General features: G+C 51.2%; 19 protein-coding genes. All 19 read left to right on the top strand.

Annotation, left to right across the window (positions count from 1 at the left end; translation table 11 throughout):
* The 19 genes from BMX45_RS01740 to BMX45_RS01830 all read left to right on the top strand — a co-directional run bounded on the left by BMX45_RS01740 (position 1) and on the right by BMX45_RS01830 (position 19,952).
* The gene (locus tag BMX45_RS01740) at positions 1-312 is read left to right on the top strand and encodes an RNase P modulator RnpM (protein ID WP_009594698.1); all 312 of its coding nucleotides are present in this window, start codon (positions 1-3) and stop codon (positions 310-312) included.
* Positions 305-628, top strand: a complete 324-nt coding sequence (locus BMX45_RS01745) for a YlxQ family RNA-binding protein (RefSeq protein ID WP_175320809.1) — start codon at positions 305-307, stop codon at positions 626-628. The genes BMX45_RS01740 and BMX45_RS01745 overlap by 8 nt, the downstream gene beginning before the upstream one ends.
* Positions 621-3,275, top strand: coding sequence for a translation initiation factor IF-2 (infB, locus tag BMX45_RS01750; protein ID WP_090908224.1), 2,655 nt, complete (start codon positions 621-623; stop codon positions 3,273-3,275). Before BMX45_RS01745 ends, infB begins: the two co-directional genes overlap by 8 nt.
* Positions 3,276-3,294: 19 nt before the next feature.
* Positions 3,295-3,648, top strand: coding sequence for a 30S ribosome-binding factor RbfA (gene rbfA / locus BMX45_RS01755; protein WP_090908225.1), 354 nt, complete (start codon positions 3,295-3,297; stop codon positions 3,646-3,648).
* A 30-nt stretch (positions 3,649-3,678) separates the two neighbouring features.
* Positions 3,679-4,656 carry a DHH family phosphoesterase gene (locus tag BMX45_RS01760; RefSeq protein WP_090908226.1) on the top strand — a complete coding sequence of 326 codons (978 nt, stop codon included), beginning with the start codon at positions 3,679-3,681 and terminating at the stop codon, positions 4,654-4,656.
* Positions 4,653-5,564, top strand: a complete 912-nt coding sequence (gene truB / locus BMX45_RS01765; RefSeq protein WP_090908227.1) for a tRNA pseudouridine(55) synthase TruB — start codon at positions 4,653-4,655, stop codon at positions 5,562-5,564. Before BMX45_RS01760 ends, truB begins: the two co-directional genes overlap by 4 nt.
* Before the next feature lie 35 nt (positions 5,565-5,599).
* On the top strand, positions 5,600-6,553 hold the full coding sequence (locus BMX45_RS01770; protein WP_090908228.1) for a bifunctional riboflavin kinase/FAD synthetase: 954 nt from the start codon (positions 5,600-5,602) through the stop codon (positions 6,551-6,553).
* A 166-nt stretch (positions 6,554-6,719) separates the two neighbouring features.
* Entirely contained in the window at positions 6,720-6,989 is a 270-nt protein-coding gene (gene rpsO / locus BMX45_RS01775) for a 30S ribosomal protein S15 (protein WP_006211281.1), read from the top strand.
* A gap of 406 nt (positions 6,990-7,395) precedes the next feature.
* Positions 7,396-9,501: a polyribonucleotide nucleotidyltransferase gene (gene pnp / locus BMX45_RS01780; protein ID WP_015736299.1), complete on the top strand. Its 2,106-nt coding sequence runs from the start codon at positions 7,396-7,398 to the stop codon at positions 9,499-9,501.
* A 217-nt stretch (positions 9,502-9,718) separates the two neighbouring features.
* Entirely contained in the window at positions 9,719-10,711 is a 993-nt protein-coding gene (locus BMX45_RS01785; RefSeq protein ID WP_090908229.1) for a polysaccharide deacetylase family protein, read from the top strand.
* Positions 10,712-10,805: 94 nt separating this feature from the next.
* A complete protein-coding gene (locus BMX45_RS01790; RefSeq protein WP_090908230.1) occupies positions 10,806-12,074 on the top strand; it encodes a M16 family metallopeptidase in 1,269 nt (422 codons plus the stop codon).
* The gene (gene dut, locus BMX45_RS01795; protein WP_015736296.1) at positions 12,049-12,495 is read left to right on the top strand and encodes a dUTP diphosphatase; all 447 of its coding nucleotides are present in this window, start codon (positions 12,049-12,051) and stop codon (positions 12,493-12,495) included. Before BMX45_RS01790 ends, dut begins: the two co-directional genes overlap by 26 nt.
* Positions 12,496-12,741: 246 nt before the next feature.
* Positions 12,742-13,638, top strand: coding sequence for a dipicolinate synthase subunit DpsA (dpsA, locus tag BMX45_RS01800; RefSeq protein WP_015736295.1), 897 nt, complete (start codon positions 12,742-12,744; stop codon positions 13,636-13,638).
* Complete coding sequence (locus BMX45_RS01805; RefSeq protein WP_009594715.1) at positions 13,639-14,229, top strand: dipicolinate synthase subunit B; 591 nt, start codon at positions 13,639-13,641, stop codon at positions 14,227-14,229.
* A 330-nt stretch (positions 14,230-14,559) separates the two neighbouring features.
* On the top strand, positions 14,560-15,774 hold the full coding sequence (gene dapG, locus BMX45_RS01810; protein ID WP_015736294.1) for an aspartate kinase: 1,215 nt from the start codon (positions 14,560-14,562) through the stop codon (positions 15,772-15,774).
* A 109-nt stretch (positions 15,775-15,883) separates the two neighbouring features.
* Positions 15,884-16,765 (top strand): 4-hydroxy-tetrahydrodipicolinate synthase, encoded by an 882-nt coding sequence (gene dapA, locus BMX45_RS01815; RefSeq protein ID WP_090908231.1) that lies wholly within the window; start codon positions 15,884-15,886, stop codon positions 16,763-16,765.
* A 226-nt stretch (positions 16,766-16,991) separates the two neighbouring features.
* A complete protein-coding gene (locus tag BMX45_RS01820; protein ID WP_009594732.1) occupies positions 16,992-18,671 on the top strand; it encodes a ribonuclease J in 1,680 nt (559 codons plus the stop codon).
* 268 nt (positions 18,672-18,939) lie between these two features.
* Entirely contained in the window at positions 18,940-19,716 is a 777-nt protein-coding gene (locus BMX45_RS01825; protein WP_090908232.1) for a ClpP family protease, read from the top strand.
* Entirely contained in the window at positions 19,713-19,952 is a 240-nt protein-coding gene (locus BMX45_RS01830) for a YlzJ-like family protein (protein ID WP_090908233.1), read from the top strand. Before BMX45_RS01825 ends, BMX45_RS01830 begins: the two co-directional genes overlap by 4 nt.
* Positions 19,953-19,959: the final 7 nt, after the last annotated feature.

Below are 19,959 nucleotides of genomic sequence, written 5' to 3' on the forward strand. Positions count from 1 at the left end.
TTGAAACAGAGAAAGATACCGCTGCGTAAATGTGTGGCGTGTCAGGAAATGATGCCGAAGAAAGAGCTCATCCGGATTGTCAGGACTCCCGATGACGCTGTCCTGATCGATCTCACCGGCAAAAAGTCGGGACGGGGAGCGTATCTATGCGGCAAGGTTTCCTGCTTCAAGCTGGCACACAAAAATAAAGCACTGGATCGAGCGTTGAAACAACATGTGAAGCCTGAGATCTACGAACAGTTGGCACAGGATTTCATCAAGGTTGAGGATGAATTCCTGGCTGCAAAAGAGAGTGCTGCCGATGATGAATAGGGCGCTTTCTCAGCTCGGCCTGGCCATGAGGGCAGGCAAGGTGGTTACCGGAGATGAGATCGTGCTCAAAGCCATCCGGTCTTCTGAAGCAAAATTGGTTATTCTGGCGGGTGACGCCTCAGATAATACAACAAAGAAGTTCCGCGACAAATGCGGTTCTTACAATATCCCTCTGGTAATCGGATTTGACCGGGAAAGTCTGGGCACAAGTGTAGGTAAACCCGAGCGGGTTGTGCTGGCAGTTACGGATCAAGGATTCGCAGAAATGATCTCCAAGAAAATGGAGACAATGTCGGAGGTGGAGTATATTGAGTAAACAGGAAAACAAAGACAATAAACTTCGAGTGTACGAATATGCTAAATCGTTGAACATGAGCAGTAAAGAAATTATCACGATACTTAAGCGTTTGAACGTTCCGGTCAATAACCACATGAGCGTAATGGAAAACGATACGGTGTCCAAGGTAGAGCAGTTCTTCAAAGATATCAAATCGAATGCGGCAGCCAAGCGGGACAGTGGCGAAGCTCCCCGAACCGAGAGCCGCAAACCTTCGGGTTCCGGAGCGAGTGCAGCCGCATCCGTATCCAATGCTAAAACAGAAGGCACTTCCACTAACGTGAGTGCAGACGGCAACCGTAATGGGCAGGACGGTTCGCGTCATTCAGGACAACGAGTATCAGGACAACAAGGTCAAAGCCAGCCCAAAAAACAACAGGAAAAGCAGGTAGGTATGAATAGTAGAACGAATTCAAACACACAACATGCTTCAGGTTCCCAGCGTCCCCAAGGAGGGCAGGATACCCGAAGAAACCAATCTGGCTCCGCACAAGGAAGCCAGCAGAATAATCGCAGCCAAGGCGCAAGACCTGGCGGCAGCACGCAGACCGGATCCCGTCCACAAGGCGGAGGTCAAGGCGGCGGGCGTCCGCAAGGCAATAATCAGGGCGGATCGCGTCCGCAAGGTAGTAACACCCAAGGCGGATCACGTCCTCAGAACAAACAGGGCGGAACCGGAGGCGGTTTTTCAGGCTCCAACAACAATAATGGGCAAAACCGCGGTTCCCGAAGCAACAATAACAATCGTCAAGATTCCAAACGTTTTGATGACAACAATCGTCAAGGAGGATTCCGTGGCAACAATCGCGGCGGCAAGAACAACCGCGGCCGGAATCAACATAACCAGCAGCCGCCTCGTGAGAAAATCGACAACACGCCGAAGAAAATTATCGTCCGTGGCAACATGACCGTCGGTGAAACGGCGAAGCTGCTTCATAAGGACGCTTCCGAAGTCATCAAGAAGCTGATTTTCCTCGGCGTGATGGCCACCATCAACCAGGAGCTGGATATCGATACGATTCTGCTGCTCGCTGGCGAGTTTGGTGTAGAAGTCGAAGTGAAAATCCCGGTTGAAGAAGATCGTTTTGAGACCGTAGAAGAAAACGATGCTCCGGAAGAACTGAAAGAGCGTCCGCCGGTCGTTACCATTATGGGACACGTTGACCACGGTAAAACGACGCTGCTGGATGCGATCCGTTCCACGAACGTAACGGGCGGGGAAGCTGGCGGTATTACCCAGCATATCGGTGCTTACCAAGTCGAGATCAACAACAAGAAGATCACGTTCCTCGATACACCGGGCCACGAAGCGTTCACGGCCATGCGTGCCCGTGGTGCGCAAGTAACGGATATGACAATCATCGTGGTCGCGGCCGACGACGGCGTGATGCCTCAGACCGTGGAAGCCATTAACCATGCAAAAGCAGCAGGCTTGCCAATCATCGTTGCCGTAAACAAAATCGATAAACCGGAGGCAAATCCGGATAAAGTGAAACAAGAATTGACGGAATACGAGTTAGTGCCTGAAGAGTGGGGCGGAGACACCATCTTCGTAAACGTTTCGGCGAAACAGCGGATGGGTCTGGAAGACCTGCTTGAAATGATCCTTCTGGTAGCCGAAGTGAACGAATACAAAGCCAACCCTGACAAGCGTGCTCGCGGTACCGTGATTGAGGCTGAGCTGGATAAAGGTAGAGGCCCGGTAGCACGCATCCTCGTTCAGCATGGTACGTTAAAAGTGGGCGACGCCTTCGTAGCCGGCAACTGCTTTGGACGTATTCGCGCCATGGTGAACGATAAAGGCCGTCGTTTAAAAGAAGCCGGACCATCTACGCCGGTCGAAATTACCGGTTTGACTGAAGTTCCGGGCGCCGGCGATCCGTTCATGGTGTTCGAGGATGAGCGTAAAGCGCGTAATATCGCGGATAAGCGTGCGATTACCCATCGTCAGTCCGAATTGAACACGAATACGCGGGTGACGCTGGATGATCTCTTCCAGCACATTAAAGACGGCGAGATCAAGGATCTTAACGTGATTATCAAAGGTGACGTGCAAGGTTCCGTCGAGGCGCTGAAAGGCTCCTTGAACAAAATCGAAGTGGAAGGCGTGCGCGTCAAGATTATTCATAGCGGTGCCGGTGCCATCACCGAATCCGATATTATTTTGGCAGCTGCCTCCAACGCGATCGTAATCGGGTTTAACGTTCGTCCTGACGTTCAAGCGAAGCAAACCGCCGAGCAGGAGAAGGTTGATATCCGTCTGCACCGTGTAATATATAATGTAATCGAGGAAATTGAGCAAGCTATGAAGGGGATGCTCGATCCGGAGTATAAAGAATCCGTGATCGGTCATGCGGAAGTCCGCAACACCTTTAAAGTGAGCAAAGTGGGTACGATTGCAGGATGTATGGTGACATCCGGTAAAATTACGCGTAACGCAGAAGCTCGCTTGATCCGTGACGGCATTGTCGTTCATGAAGGCAAGATCGATTCCCTCAAGCGCTTTAAAGATGACGCTAAAGAAGTGGCACAGGGTTACGAGTGCGGTATTACTTTGGTAGGCTATAGCGACGTCAAAGAAGGGGACGTAATCGAAGCCTTCATCATGGAGACGGTAGAGCGCTAACGAATGAGGTGATCAGACCATGGCAAAAATCAGAACTGGGCGCGTAGGCGAGCAGATTAAAAAAGAGCTCAGCCAACTGATCCAAACGGAATTGAAAGACCCGAGAATCGGTTTTATTACCGTGACCGGCGTAGATGTAACCAACGACCTGTCCCAAGCGAAGGTATACCTGAGCGTGCTCGGCGACGACGAGCAGAAGGCGGCGTCCTTGAAAGGGCTGGAGAAGGCAAGCGGCTTTCTCCGCTCCGAGCTGGGCAAGCGGATTCGTCTCCGGCATGTTCCGGAACTGATCTTCAAATTCGACGAGTCCATTGCATATGGCAGCCATATTGAGAAGCTGCTGACCGAAATCGTGGATCGCGAAGAGAAATAGAGTAGTTTTTGTTTATAAAGGAGAGGGCGAATGCAGACCTATGAACAAGAGCTGCAGCAGGTGAAGTCGTTTCTGCTGGAGCACGATGATTATTTGGTTGTGTCGCATGTTCAGCCCGATGGAGATGCAGTCAGTTCCACCCTTGCGGTGGGCTGGCTTCTCTCATGTCTGGGCAAGAAATTCACGATGATCAACGAGGGGCCCATCCCGAAGCGCATGAAAAAGCTGTGGCATGCGGAAGACATTCTCAATCTGTCCGAACAGCAGCCGGGAAGGACGTTTTCAAACGTCATTTGCGTGGATTGCGCGGATTTTGCGAGAGTAGGTTATACGCAGCAGGTGTTTGCCGATCATGCAAACATCGTTAATATTGACCATCATCCAACGAATGATCGTTATGGAGCCGTTAACCTGGTTGTGCCCGAGGCGGCTGCAACCGCAGAAATCCTTTATGATTTGCTGAATTTGTTTGAAATCGATTGGGATGCCGAAATCGCGACTGCGATATATACCGGATTGTTAACGGATACCGGCGGTTTTCGTTATTCCAATACGTCGCCCAAGGTCATGAGCATGGCTTCCGATCTGTTATCCTATGGCGTGAACGGCCCCGAAATTGCGGAAACGCTGCTTGAGGAAATGACGCTCCCGCAGATGAGGGTGTTGGTTCAGGCATTAAACACGTTGAGTCTGTCGGATGACGGTAAAATAGCCTGGGTGTACGTAACCCCCGAGCATATGGAATTATGCGGTGCCGTTAGCGAGGATCTTGAAGGGATCGTCAATTATCCCCGGAACATTCAGGGAGTCGAAGTCGGGATTCTGTTCAAATCGCTGAAATCCGGAATGGTCAAGGCGAGTTTGCGTTCAGCCGGCAAAGTGGATGTTGCCGCATTGGCCCAAATTTTTGGCGGTGGCGGCCATGTCCGGGCGGCAGGGTGCAGCTTGGAAGGCTCCCTTCAAGACATCATCCCTAAAGTAGTAGAGCAGGTGAGATTAAAGCTATGACGCAATTAGAAGGCATCTTGGCCGTTCACAAACCGGCCGGATGGACCTCCCACGATGTGGTGGCCAAAGTTCGGGGGATGGTTCGTTTGAAGCGGATCGGACATACCGGGACGCTGGACCCTGAAGTGACGGGCGTGCTTCCGTTATGCTTAGGGAGAGCCACACGGGTCGTCGAATATCTGCAGGAGCTGCCTAAAGAGTATCATGCGGTCCTCCGCCTTGGATACTCGACCGATACCGAGGATATTACCGGGAATGTGGTGGAGACTGCGAATGAGGTCCGCGTGACCAGAGACGAGGCGCTTGAAGCGCTGCAATCTTTTACAGGCCAAATCTCTCAGGTTCCTCCTATGTACTCCGCCGTCAAAATCAACGGCAAACGATTGTACGAGCTTGCCAGAGAAGGCAAGACGGTGGAGCGCAAAAGCCGTACCGTAACGATTCATGAAATCGAGATGACGGACTTTGATGCGGAAGGGGAGTATACGGAAATTTCTTTCCGTGTACTGTGCTCCAAAGGTACATACATCCGCACGCTTTGTGTGGATATCGGGAGGAAGCTCGGCCTGCCATCCGTCATGGTTAAGCTGGTACGTACGATATCGGCGGGAATCACCGAGGCGCAGTGCTTGACCCTGGAGCAAATTGAGCAGTTCATGAAGGATGAAACGCTGCAAACCCGGCTTATTCCGGTGGATCAAGCGATTCATCATCTGGCAAAGCATACGGTTTCCGAAGAGAAGGCGGAGGCCGCGCTGAAGGGGCAACGCTTGTCCTCCAAGGCGGTAGAACCGGCCGTCGACAGTTCGGAGCCTATTCGTTTGTACGATATAAAGGAAAACTTTCTGGGTATCTATAAGCGGCAGGAAGAGACGGGCGCTATCGTTCCCGTGAAAGTATTTTCCTAAGCAAGACTGGATTTAGTGAGTGGAGGTGAGAAATCATGAGGATTGTTTCATTATCTTATCCTGTATCTTCCGACATCGTACGAGAAGCTGTCGAGCCCAAGGTAGCGGCAATCGGTCAGTTCGACGGTCTTCATCTGGGACATGCCAGCGTGCTTTCGACCGCTGTCAACATTGCTCGGGAGAATGGAGTGCCGGCCGCGCTCATTACCTTTTATCCGCATCCGAAGGACGTGATCGGTAAGGGGAGCTACGAAGGCTATCTGACTCCCCAGCCTGACAAGCAGCAGCTGCTCGAGCAGATGGGCATCGATATTCTGTACGTCGTCGAGTTTAATAAAGAATTTTCCCAAGTAAGTCCGGAAGCGTTTGTCGATGAAATGCTCTTTCCCTTGAATCTTCAAACGGCGGTGGTTGGATTTGATTTCCGGTTTGGCCATAAAGGCGCAGGAGACGCAGTTAAACTTCAGGAACTCGGCGAAGGCAAAATGTCGGTCGTTACGGTACCGCCATTCCTGGTCGACGGCGAGAAGGTAGGAAGTTCATCCATACGGATTGCCTTGAAAACTGGACAGCTGTCGGACGCAAACCGCTGGCTCGGACGGAATTACCACATCCGCGGAACGGTCGTTCACGGGGAGAAGCGGGGAAGAAAGATCGGCTTTCCTACCGCGAACCTGGAATTGACGGATCCGTTCGTGGCGCCTGCATTGGGCGTCTATGCCGTCCGTGCTCGCACGGATAAGCATCACGACTGGATTCCGGGCGTCATGAACGTCGGCGTGAAGCCGACGTTCCACGAAGGGATTACAGAACCGATCTTCGAGGTCCATCTATTTGATTTCGAAGGGGATCTGTACGACCAGATCATGACGGTGGATATCGTTCAATATATCCGCAAGGAGCATAAATTCGAATCGGTTCAGGAGCTTGTCGAATGGATTCAGCGAGATGCCGTCGAGGCCCGCAAAATATTGAATGTCAGCGAATAAAACGTTTTGGGACAAATTGTTCGCAAACGGATTTTCTTTTTCAGGTAAAGTATGCTATACTCTTAGAGGTTGCCCGAGGATCGGGCAATTCTAACCTTGGCTTGGATGTTCGATCTCACCGTCGGTACCTGGGCCAACGGCGATTATAATGAGGGAGGTGAACAGGATGGCATTGACTCAAGAACGTAAACAACAACTGATTGACGAGCACAAAACTCATGAGTCCGATACAGGATCCCCAGAGGTGCAAATCGCTATCCTAACGGAAAACATTACGAACTTGACTGACCACTTGCGTACGCACAAGAAGGATCATCATTCCCGTCGCGGATTGTTGAAAATGGTCGGCCAACGCCGTAAGTTGCTTGCATACTTGAAAAACAAGGATGTTAAACGTTACAGTGCTTTGATCGAGAAGCTTGGATTGCGTCGCTAATCATCCATAAGATGTGCCGAAAACAGCCTGGTTGTCCACTGTCCTTCTTGGAACGACAGCGGCACAGCCGGGCTCTTTTCTAAGTATTGTACAATTTACCGTTACGAAAGCTTCCCACAAAGTACTGCGTACGCTTCATAGCCTAAACTCCACTTTGTGGGGTTATCTTAATATAGATTCTTGTTAGATGGTAGGCGTGGTCTGTTCGCTAAATTTCACTTCATGGTATAACCGGGGCAATCTATACGGAGAATGTTTTCTATACGGTTCGGGTTGTTCCTGTACATAGGTTCGTGATATTCGACCGCTTCGATGACTCTGGTTAGGGAAATGTGGACAGCGTTTGGCAAAAACATGCTGATGATTAGGATTTCAAAAAAAATTTATCCCCATGAGGAGGGATTACATGGAAACACGTGTTGAAATGCAGCTTGGCGGAAGACCCCTCGTGTTCGAAACAGGGCGCCTTGCGAAGCAGGCTAATGCGGCTGTTATGGTTCGTTACGGCGAAACGGCAGTCCTGTGTACGGTGACAGCTTCCAGTGAACCGAAGGATCTGGATTTCTTTCCATTGACGGTCAACTATGAAGAGCGCTTGTACGCAGTCGGTAAAATTCCGGGTGGATTCATCAAACGCGAAGGCAGACCAAGCGAGAAAGCGATTCTTGCCAGCCGTCTGACAGACCGTCCGATTCGTCCGCTATTTCCCGAAGGATTCCGGAATGACGTTCAAGTTCTGAATCTGGTGATGAGCGTTGATCAGGATTGCGAGCCGGAAATTGCGGCAATGATCGGCACCTCCGCTGCATTGAGCATCTCGGACGTGCCTTTTAACGGTCCGATCGGCGGCGTCGCGGTGGGTCGCGTTGACGGCAACTTTGTCGTGAACCCGAACATTGCGGAGCAGGAAGCAAGCGATATTTATCTGGTCGTCGCCGGCACCAAAGATGCGATCATGATGGTCGAGGCCGAAGCGAACGAAGTTCCAGAGGAAGTCATGCTGGAAGCGATCATGTTCGGGCACGAGGAAATCAAGAAAATCGTAGCCAAGATCGAAGAGCTGGTGGCAGCTTGCGGCAAAGAGAAAATGGCGGTTAAGCTTCATGCGGTCAATGAAACCGTGAATCGCGAAGTGCGCGAATTTGCGGAAGCCCGTCTTGTTGAAGCCGTTCGCATTGAGGAGAAACACGCTCGCCAGGATGCGATTGACGCTATCAACGACGAAGCATACACCGTATTCGAAGAGAAATACATCGAGACACCCGAGTTGTTGAAGGATGTTAAAGAGGTCCTTCACGATATCGTGAAAGAGGAAGTTCGCCGTTTGATCACGCATGACAAAGTTCGTCCGGACGGCCGCGGTCTGTCTGAGATCCGTCCTATCGATTGCGATACCAGCCTGCTGCCTAGAACGCATGGCTCCGGTCTGTTTACGCGTGGACAAACCCAGGCCCTTAGCGTATGTACACTAGGTGCTTTAGGCGATGTACAGATTCTCGATGGAATCGATCTGGAAGAGACCAAGCGTTTCATGCACCATTATAACTTCCCGCCGTTCAGCGTTGGGGAAGCGCGTCCGCTTCGCGCTCCGGGCCGTCGTGAAATCGGTCACGGTGCACTGGGTGAACGTGCATTATCGAAGGTCATTCCGAATGAAGTGGACTTCCCGTACACGATTCGCCTCGTGTCCGAGGTTATTGAATCGAACGGTTCGACATCCCAAGCGAGCATTTGCGCAAGCACGCTTGCCATGATGGACGCAGGGGTGCCGATCAAAGCGCCTGTAGCCGGCGTGGCGATGGGTTTGATTAAAGACGGAGACCATGTTTCCATCTTGACGGATATTCAAGGGATGGAAGACCATCTCGGCGACATGGACTTCAAAGTGGCAGGTACGCCTGACGGGGTTACCGCCATTCAGATGGATATCAAGATCGACGGCATCGACCGCGCGATTTTGCAGGAAGCGCTGCAGCAGGCAAAAGAAGGACGCATGCACATCCTTGGAAAAATGGCGGAAGCCATTCAAAAGCCAAGAGAAACGCTGTCCCAATATGCGCCTAAGATCATTACGATGCAGATCAATCCGGATAAAATCCGCGATGTTATCGGGGCCGGCGGCAAAATCATCAACAAAATCATCGAAGAGACCGGCGTGAAGATCGATATCGAACAAGACGGCCGCGTATTCATCGCATCGTCCAACGATGAGATGAACAAGAAGGCTCTTTCGATTATCGAAGGCATCGTGCGTGAGGTAGCTGTTGGCGAAATCTATACAGGTACTGTAAAACGGATTGAGAAATTCGGTGCATTTGTTGAAATCCTGCCAAACAAAGACGGGCTTGTTCATATCTCCCAACTCTCGACTGAGCGCGTAGCGAAGGTAGAGGACGTGGTTGCAATCGGTGACGTCATTACCGTTAAGGTTACCGAAATCGACCAGCAGGGGCGGATTAACCTGTCTCGCAAAGCCGTGTTGACAACCGAAGCCAGCAAGAGCGGATCTTAATTCGCGCTTGCAGGTTTAACCGCATATCGATAGAAGGAAAAGAGGCAGAACCTATCATTCTGGCTCTTTTTTGCTCATCAGACGCCGGGACATCCTATGTTCTTGCTTCGGGATAAGCACCGGGTCAGGCTTTCACGGCTTAAGACCCCATGTTTCGGTACATATTTCCGTCAGATCGCACATAAAATGGGACAAAGCTTCTCTAGGGAGGGTGGATATGCCCATGAATGGAAAAAAGATGGCCGTACTGCTGACCGGTGCCGCAATGGTGTCGGCTGTTGCTGTGTTCAGCGGGGCTTGGAAATACGTATCGGGGCTGGAGAACAAACCGGAGGCGCATCTCGTCAGTGGTTCAGAGACGGCAGTGGATCTGGATTTATTGGGTCAAATTGAAGCTGCTGCGGCTAAATCGCGTATCGAGCCGGTGGATGCCAGGGTGGACTCGGTGTGGAAAGCGATTCCCGGATACAATGGACTCGAAGTCGATATCGAAGCTACATATAAAGCAGCATCGTCGAAAAAACGTAAAGCCGGCGATGCCATTCCCTACGTTTACCGGCAGATACCGGCTAAAGTCACGCTCGATGATCTGGGGGAACAACCCATCTATCGAGGGAACCCCAACAAGCCGATGGTATCGATGATGATTAACGTGGCGTGGGGGAATGAATTTCTGGTGCCGATGCTGAATACACTCGATGCGGAGAAAGTGAAAACTACGTTTTTCCTGGATGGCAGCTGGCTGAAGAAAAACCCGGAGTTGGCCGCCGAGATCGTGAAACGAGGCCATGAGGTGGAGAATCATGCTTTTACGCATCCGAACATGAGCCGTCTCAGCAGGGAACGGGCGGAGATGGAAATCGCAAAGACCCAGGATCTGCTTAAAGAAAGCCTGGGTGTTGTCAATAAGTGGTTTGCACCGCCTTCCGGCGATTTCAATCAGCAGACCGTATCCATCGCGTATGCAAGAGGATTGAAGACGGTGCTGTGGACGCTTGACACGGTCGACTGGAAGCATCCGGCGCCGGATGCCGTCGTTCAGAAGATTACATCGAAAGTGGAGCCGGGATTTTTGATATTGATGCATCCAACGGACTCCTCTTCCCAAGCATTAAAAGGAATGATTGACGGAATACGGGCCAAGGGACTGGAGATCGGGACCGTCAGCCAGACGCTTTCACCCGAGCGAATCATGCCAAAGGGAAGTTGAGCCGCATGGTAAAGTTTGATAGAATGAATGGATGGCATGAGGCTGATAGTCAGCCGAAGTGAGCCTTTGATGGAACAGTTAGGGGGGCCTATTCGTGAAAAAAATACAATTGTCTAACGGCCTGAGAGTGGTTATGGAGCAAATCCCGACAAGTCGCTCGGTTTCATTCGGCATTTGGGTGAAAACCGGATCCCGCAATGAATCGGAAGACATCAACGGGATTACGCATTTTATAGAGCATATGATGTTCAAAGGGACGGAGCGCTTTGACGCCCGTGCCATTGCTGAAGAATTTGATGCCATCGGCGGTAACGTCAACGCTTTTACGTCCAAAGAATATACGTGTTATTATGCCAAGGTGCTGGATGAGCATTTTCCGATTGCCGTTGACGTGCTGTCCGACATGTTCTTCAATTCGAAGCTGGATGCGGGCGAGTTAGCCAAGGAGAAGAATGTCATTCTTGAAGAGATTGCGATGTATGAAGATACGCCGGATGATCTGGTTCATGATCTGATGTCGTTGTCAGTGTACGGTGACCACCCGCTTGCTTATCCGATTCTTGGCACGAAGGAGCGGCTGGAATCGATGGATTCGCAAGCGCTGAGATCCTACATGGACCGGCACTATACCATTGAGAACACGGTGATTGCCCTTGCCGGCAATATCAATGATGAAGTGATTGAATTATTGGAGCGCCATTTTGGCGGCTTTGCCAACCATGGAACGCCGGAGACGCTGGCGGTACCGGCCTTTTTGGACGGCGTGCAGTTCCGCAAGAAGAAAACGGAGCAAAATCATATCTGCATGTCGTTTCCCGGCTGCTCGATCGGCGACGAGCTTCAGTATGCGATGGTTCTACTGAATAACGCCATTGGAGGCGGCATGAGCTCACGCTTGTTTCAGGAAATTCGGGAGAAGCGCGGGCTGGCGTACTCGGTATATTCATACCACAGTTCCCACGCGGATAACGGCATGTTTACCATCTATGCAGGCACAGCGCCCAAACAGACAAAAGAAGTGCTTCAGCTGACCACGGAAATGCTCCATGATTTGGCACAGAACGGGATGACGGAGGAAGAGCTGCGCAAAGGAAAGGAACAATTGAAGGGCAGTCTCATCCTTAGCCTGGAGAGCACGAGCAGCCGCATGAATCGCCTGGGTAAGAACGAATTGATGCTGGGCCGCCATTTCAGTCTGGACGAGATCATTCAACGGATCGAACAGGTCGACATGAAGGATGTCAACGCGGTTCTTGACCGTATGTTTGGGACTCCCTATGCACTAGCGATGGTAGGAACTTCAGATAAAGCACTGAATGTACTTAGGAGGAATGAATTTGTTGCACTACGTTCAAATCAATAGATTGCCAGGAAATGAAGATGTGAAACTTCCGGTGAAAATGTCCGAGCTGGCCGCGGGATTCGACCTGCACGCTGCCGTTCAAGAGCCGGTGGTGCTAAACCCGGGTGAACGCAAATTAATCCCGACGGGTTTTGCGATTGCCATGCCGGCCGAGCTTGAGGCGCAAATTCGTCCGCGCAGCGGTCTCGCCTACAAACATGGCATTACTTGCCTGAATGCTCCGGGTACGATTGACGCCGATTATCGCGGGGAAGTCAAGGTGTTGCTTGTCAACTTGGGACAGGAGCCTTTTGCGATTGAGCGTAATGAGCGGATTGCTCAAATGGTGTTCAAATCCGTGCCTGCTGTAGAGTTTACGGAAGTTGACGAACTGTCCGATACGGTACGCGGAGCGGGCGGATTCGGTCATACAGGCAAATAAACCATATTAATGGAAAGCTTATGGGTATCATCAGGATCATGATATCAGATGAACACCGCTCCGGTTGAAACGGAGCGGTGTTTTTTCCGTTGGTCTACAAGCAGGATGGACATGGAGCCGGACTTGTCTCTCCTAACGTTATTTACTGCGTTAAGGCGGTAGTTTAAGGGAAATGCGCTCACCTCCCCATAGGCGGCAGCATAAGATGCTTTATACGTTGGTTTGAAGAAAGGAGCGAGGCCTTCCATGCTGACTGGAGTCCGGACCGTCTTTGTTGGAGGAGACGCAAGGCAAATTGAAGTGATTCGCAAATGCGCTGAGATGGATGCCTCCGTCATGATCGCCGGGTTTGAGAAACTGCAGGATTCTTTTCAGGGAGTGACTCGCGAGCCGCTTACGCCAGAGCTGTTATCGGACGCCGATGCCCTGATCCTGCCTGTAGTGGGATGTGATGATGAGGGACGTGTCAGCGCGCTGTTCTCGGAAGGGCCGCTGCGACTGCAGGAGGAACATATCGCGGCGATGCCGGGACATGGAGTGATCTATACAGGCATGGCGAAACCCTATTTGCGCTCGCTATGTGACAAATATAAGATCAAGCTGGTAGAGATTTTGGAGAGGGACGATGTGGCTATTTATAATTCCATTCCGACCGCCGAAGGCGCACTCATGATGGCGATCCAAAACACGGATTTTACGATCCACGGATCTACCAGCATGGTGCTTGGGATGGGACGGACCGGATTTACGATGGCTCGCAGCCTGCAGGGGCTGGGTGCCAAAATTCGGATGGGGGTACGTAAATCGGAGCACTACGCAAGAGCAGAGGAAATGGGCTGGAAGCCCTTCCTGGTAAGGGATCTGGGTTCTTATGTGTCGGATATTGACTTGCTTTTTAACACGATTCCAACTATGATAGTCACAGCACAAATCATCTCGAAAATGCCTCGGGAGGCTGTCATTATCGACCTTGCCTCCGCACCTGGCGGATGCGATTTTCGCTATGCCGAGAAACGGGGTATCAAAGCCATGCTCGCACCCGGACTACCCGGAATCGTGGCTCCAAAAACAGCCGGCATCATCATGGCCAACACGCTGGTGGAGCTGATTTCTGAAGAAATCAAGATTCGGGGGGATGCGTAAATGAATTGGAATGGAATTACAGTAGGTTATGCCCTGACAGGATCGCACTGCACACTCGAGGAAGTGATGCCGCAGATCCAGCGATTCAAAGACGGGGGAGCGAATGTGGTGCCGATTGTATCGAGCACCATCATGACGACCGATACCCGATTCGGCACATCGGAAAATTGGCAGAAACAGTTGAAAGATATAACCGGGAATGATATTATTTCTACAATTGTGGAGGCGGAACCGTTGGGCCCATCCAAGCTGCTTGACGTCCTGGTTATCGCCCCTTGCACGGGAAACACGACCAGCAAGCTGGCCAATGCGATGACTGACAGTCCTGTCTTAATGGCAGCCAAGGCGCAGATGAGGAATTGCAGACCGCTGGTGCTGGCGATCTCAACGAATGACGGCCTTGGACTGAATGCGGCCAACATCGCGAAGCTTCTGGTTACCAAAAACATTTATTTCGTCCCTTACGGACAGGATAACCCGCAGCAGAAACCGAACTCGCTTGTCGCCAAAATGAATCTGATTCCGGAAGCTTGTTATGCGGCATTGGAAGGGAAACAGCTCCAGCCGATGATCGTAGAATATTCTCGATAAATTTAGAGAGATCGGTTATACCCTGAAAGATATGAAGATGGTCCGCGAGACCCAAAAAATGATGGGCGACGAATCCATTGAAGTGACGGCTGTTAGTCTACGCATCCCGGTCGTTTAACGGGCATTCGAAATCCGTGTACTTGAATTCAAGAAGGACTATGATCTGGAGTTCGTCGCTAGATCACCTTCGGAAGGGTGCAGCAAGGAATGCTGTTCAAATCGCAGAAATCATCATCAACAAACGGAACGGCCAGGCTTAATAGCCGGCCGTTTCAGTCGGTCGGCCCGCAATTTACGTCTCCTGGGCATATATAAACGGAGGAATATTTTATGCGCATCTTAGTTCAAAAATTCGGCGGCACCTCATTGTCTACACCGCAAGCAAGAACCCATGTTATTGGGCACATCCAGCGTGAACTGGCCAATCACTACCAATTGGTCGTGGTCGTATCGGCTATGGGACGCAGAGGGGAGCCTTATGCGACAGACACGCTCCTGGACTGGATCGGGCATAACGGAAACGCGCTTCCAGACAGAGAACGGGATCTGCTGCTCTGCTGCGGTGAAATTATCTCGGCTTCAACGCTGTGCAGTCTCCTTCAGCATGAGGGGATAACCGCAACGGTGCTGACGGGTGCACAAGCCGGATTTCTCACAGACGATCACTTCGGAAATGCACGTATCAAGGACGTAAAACCTGAACGGGTTTTGAAAGAGTTGGAGAGTCATCAGGTTGTCATCGTAACCGGCTTCCAGGGGCAGACCGATTCCGGCGACTTTACCACGCTGGGCAGAGGCGGAAGCGATACTTCGGCTACAGCGCTCGGTGCCGCGCTTCGCGCGGAAATGGTAGATATTTACACGGATGTCAACGGCATTCTAACGGCGGATCCCCGCATCGTCGAGGATGCGAAGCCGCTTAGTTACGTGAGTTACACGGAGATTTGCAACATGGCTCATCAAGGGGCAAAGGTCATTCATCCTAGAGCGGTTGAGATTGCCATGCAATCCCAAATTCCGGTCAGAGTGCGGTCGACCTTCTCGGATAATGAGGGCACGCTGGTAACCCAGCCTGAAGGCTTCAGAGATATTCAATCGGGAATCGTGGACCGCTTTGTGACGGGAGTTGCCTATGTAAGCAACATAACGCAAATCTCGGTGGAATGCGATCGCACGGAAGGTCTTCAACTGAAGGTATTCAAATCGATGGCCGAGCATTCCATCAGCGTGGACTTTATTAATGTTACCCCTACCGGAGTGCTTTATACGGTGTTTGACAGCGATTCGGAGAAGGCGATCGAAGTGCTGCAGAGCCTGGACCTGAAACCGAAAAGCTTATCCGGCTGCGCCAAAGTGTCCGTCATTGGCGGCGGCATCAACGGCGTTCCGGGCATCATGGCCAAAATCGTGGAATCCTTGAGCGAGCACGACATTCCGATTCTGCAATCCGCGGATTCGAATACGACGATATGGGTACTGGTGAAAAAAGAGGATATGGCTCAAGCGCTGCGCGCCCTTCATCATAAATTTGAGCTTCACCGATAAAGTTACTAAAGACGGATATTCCCTTAAAACGTTTGATAGGAAATAATATAGATAAGATTACTTACGAAGGAAGCATTCCCGCGCGGGAATGCTTTAAGGAGGAATCATTGTGGATTTCGGAAGACTGATTACGGCTATGGTAACCCCTTTTGATGAGAACGGCCAGATCAATTGGGACGAGACTGCGAGATTGATTGAGCACCTGATTGTGGAACAGAAGTCGGATTCCCTGGTCATTGCTGGAACGACCGGCGAATCGCCAACGCTTAGCGAAGACGAAAAGCTTGAATTGTTTAAGTTCGCTGTGAAACAGGCGGGCGGACGGAGCAAGATTATCGCAGGCACCGGCAGCAACAATACGTCACATTCTGCAGAATTGACGAAAAAAGCCGAAAGCTGCGGCGTCGACGGCATTTTGCTTGTCGCACCATACTACAACAAGCCGAACCAGGAAGGACTCTACCAGCATTTTAAGGCGATTGCCGAGGCAACCTCATTGCCCGTCATGCTGTATAACGTGCCTGGAAGAACGGGAATCAGTCTAAGCACGTCCACCACCTTGAGGCTGGCACAAATTCCGAACATCGTTGCGACCAAGGAATGTGCTTCGATTGACCAGGTCACCGGCATTGCCGCAGGTGCTCCCGAAGGGTTCATCGTATATTCCGGCGACGATTCCGCGGCATTGCCTGCATTGTCGGTAGGTGCTTATGGAATCGTAAGCGTGGCCAGCCATATTGCAGGTGCCCGTATGAAGGACATGATCGAAGCTTACGTGGAAGGGAACGTGAAGGAAGCTGCCAAGCTTCATCAATCCTTGTTCCCTCTGTTCAAAGGCCTCTTTGAATGTCCTGACCCGCTTCCGAATCCTGCGGCGGTAAAATTCGCTTTGAACGAACGCGGCTATCAAGTCGGCGGGGTTCGCCTGCCGCTCGTTGCTCCAAGCGAGAACGAGGCTGCTTTTATCCGTAACATGCTGTCTACCTTGTAAACTGCTGCTTATCCTAATTTCAGGGCCACTGCCTTCATCGAAGGCGGTGGCTTTCTTCGTTTTAAACCCTTCTGATTCTGGGCATCCTATGGCTCGCGAAGGTGGCTGACTTGTGTTTTCACTTTTTCATCATGTATAATGAATTCAAGTGACTGGGTGCGGTATTTTTTTGAAATTTAATATAACAATGGTACGACGTCCAAAACTATAGGAGGGTTAGATACATTTGTCTAAGAAAATAAGCAGCGATAAACTATCGATTTTTGCCTTGGGCGGCGTCGGTGAAATCGGGAAGAACATGTATGTCATCCAGTATGCAGGCGACATCGTTGTCGTGGACGCGGGATTGAAGTTCCCAGAAGAAGATATGCTTGGGATTGATATTGTTATTCCTGATATTAGCTATTTAACGGAAAATCGCGACAAAGTGAGAGGGATTTTGCTGACTCACGGTCACGAGGACCATATCGGCGGCCTCCCTTACGTATTGAAACACCTGAACGTTCCTGTCTACGGAACGAAATTGACGCTCGGATTGGTGGAAAACAAGCTCAGAGAAGCAAATTTGCTTGGTGAGACGAAACGGATTCTGATCCATGCGGATTCGGAAGTTCAACTCGGAAACACATTGAAAGCGACCTTCTTCAAAACCAATCACAGCATTCCGGATTCCGTGGGGATCTGTATCGAAACGCCGGAAGGCAATGTGGTGCACACGGGGGACTTTAAATTTGACCATACTCCGGTCAATGACCAGTATGCGGATCTGCAGCGTATGGCTGAGATCGGAAGCAAGGGAGTATTGGCTCTTCTGTCGGACAGTACAAACGCAGAGCGCCCCGGCTTTACGCCTTCCGAGAAAAACGTAGGCATCGTGCTGGAAGACATCTTCCGCAAAGCCGAGCAGCGGGTTGTTGTTGCAACGTTTGCATCGAATGTGCACCGTATTCAACAGGTTGTCAATGCAGCCGAGTCCACCGGACGCAAAATCACGGTAATCGGGAGAAGCATGGTTAACGTTGTATCCATTGCCGCAGAGCTTGGATACCTGCACATTCCGGACGGCATGCTGATCGAACCCGAAGAGGTAAACAAAATGGCAGCGGACCGCGTTGTCGTATTGTGTACAGGCAGTCAGGGAGAACCGATGTCAGCGCTCACGCGCATGGCACGTTCCACCCACCGCAAGGTGGACATTCTGCCGGGAGATACGGTCATCATCGCAGCGACTCCAGTACCTGGAAATGAGAAGTACGTGGGTCGTACGATCGATGAGTTGTTCCGTCTTGGAGCAGACGTGATTTATAGCGGATCCAATTCGGGCGTCCACGTGTCGGGTCACGGTAGCCAGGAAGAGCTTAAGCTGATGCTGAATCTGATGAAACCGCAATTTTTCATCCCTGTCCATGGCGAGTACCGGATGCAGCGCCGTCACGCCCTGCTGGCGGAATCCGTAGGCGTGGATCCGGACAACATCTTTATTACCGATATCGGTGAAATTGTGGAGATTCAAGGCGGCTCGGCCCGCAAAGCCGGCAAAGTGACCGCCGGCAATGTGCTGATTGACGGACTTGGCGTCGGGGACGTAGGGAACATCGTACTGCGCGACCGTAAGCTTCTGTCCCAGGACGGTATTCTGGTCGTTGTCGTTACGTTGAGCAAACAAAACGGCTCCATCGTATCCGGTCCCGATATTATTTCCCGTGGATTCGTATACGTACGAGAATCCGAAGGGCTTCTGGATGAAGCCAACCGTATCGTTTCCAGCACGCTTCAGAAGCTGATGAGCGAAAACGTGAATGAATGGGCGTCACTGAAAACCAGCGTGAAAGACGCGTTGGGACGCTTCTTGTATGAACAAACACGTCGCAGACCGATGATCTTGCCGATCATCATGGAAGTCTGATACGAGACAATACAATAAATCAGGCACACAGTCGCCCCTTTTTCGCAGGTAATAATTGGACGGTTTCCGCGAAAGAGGGGCTTTTTATATGAAATCATGCAACTTCTCCCGATTTGGTTCGGAGGAGTTTTTTTGTTTGTTATGAGTATGGCCTAATGCTGAATGCTCTGCACAAGCATAAAAAAGCCGCGTCATTTGCCATACTAAGGGTTAGCTATGTGTTTGTTGCAGCAGCTAGACATTAAGAATAAAAAGGCAGGGATGCGCGATGGACAACGATCAACGGATGACGGGCAACAGAAAAGCGGGGTGGACCGGCGAGACGGAGGCGCCTCCGGTCGTTCCGACCGAGGAAGGCAAGAAAGCGGCCGTGACGGAAACCATTCAGCAGCTGGGACAGACGGGGCTTCCGACCGGCGGAGAATCCAATGTCTTTTGCATGACGATTATTGGACAAATTGAGGGTCATCTCGTGCTGCCGCCGCAAAATAAAACGACCAAATACGAGCATATGATTCCACAGCTAGTGGCAGCCGAGCAAAATCCGCGAATCGAAGGACTCTTGATCATTCTGAATACCGTTGGCGGCGATGTGGAAGCAGGGCTTGCCATTGCCGAAATGATTGCTTCGCTCAGCAAACCGACGGTAACGGTTGTCATTGGAGGGGGTCATAGCATCGGCGTGCCTATCGCTGTAGCCGCAGACCATTCAATTATCGCGGAGAGCGCAACGATGACGATTCACCCGATTCGCATGAGCGGGTTAGTCATTGGCGTCCCGCAAACCTTCGAATACATGGAGAAAATGCAGGAACGCGTCGTGCGCTTTGTGACGAGCCATTCGGGGATCACGGAGGAACAGTTCAAGGATCTGATGTTCAAGACCGGCGAATTGAACAGGGATATCGGTACTGCGGTTTCGGGTGCAGACGCCGTAAAGTATGGCCTAATGAACGAAGTGGGTGGAATCGGACAGGCATTAAGCCGACTGAACAGCATGATCGCCGAGCGTAAAACGATTCAGCCAGGGGGGATTACGCAATGACTTGGTACAGCGTCATGCCCTTGGATCCGACCGGGCTGCTCCAAGCGGAGCATGAGGTCATGTCCAGGGAAGTTCGAGTCGATGGTATTTTGATGGAAGTGAAGCCTGTAACGGAAGAACAGGCGAAAATCGTTCGTTTATTGGATTGCGGGCTTCATGATTACTTGAACCCGCGCTACGCGCCAGGGACCATGATTCGCTATATTCCGACCGTCGAAAATGAGGCTAAAGGCTGAAAACAGA

The organism is Paenibacillus sp. cl141a, from assembly GCF_900109305.1.
Taxonomy (GTDB): domain Bacteria; phylum Bacillota; class Bacilli; order Paenibacillales; family Paenibacillaceae; genus Paenibacillus_AQ; species Paenibacillus_AQ lautus_A.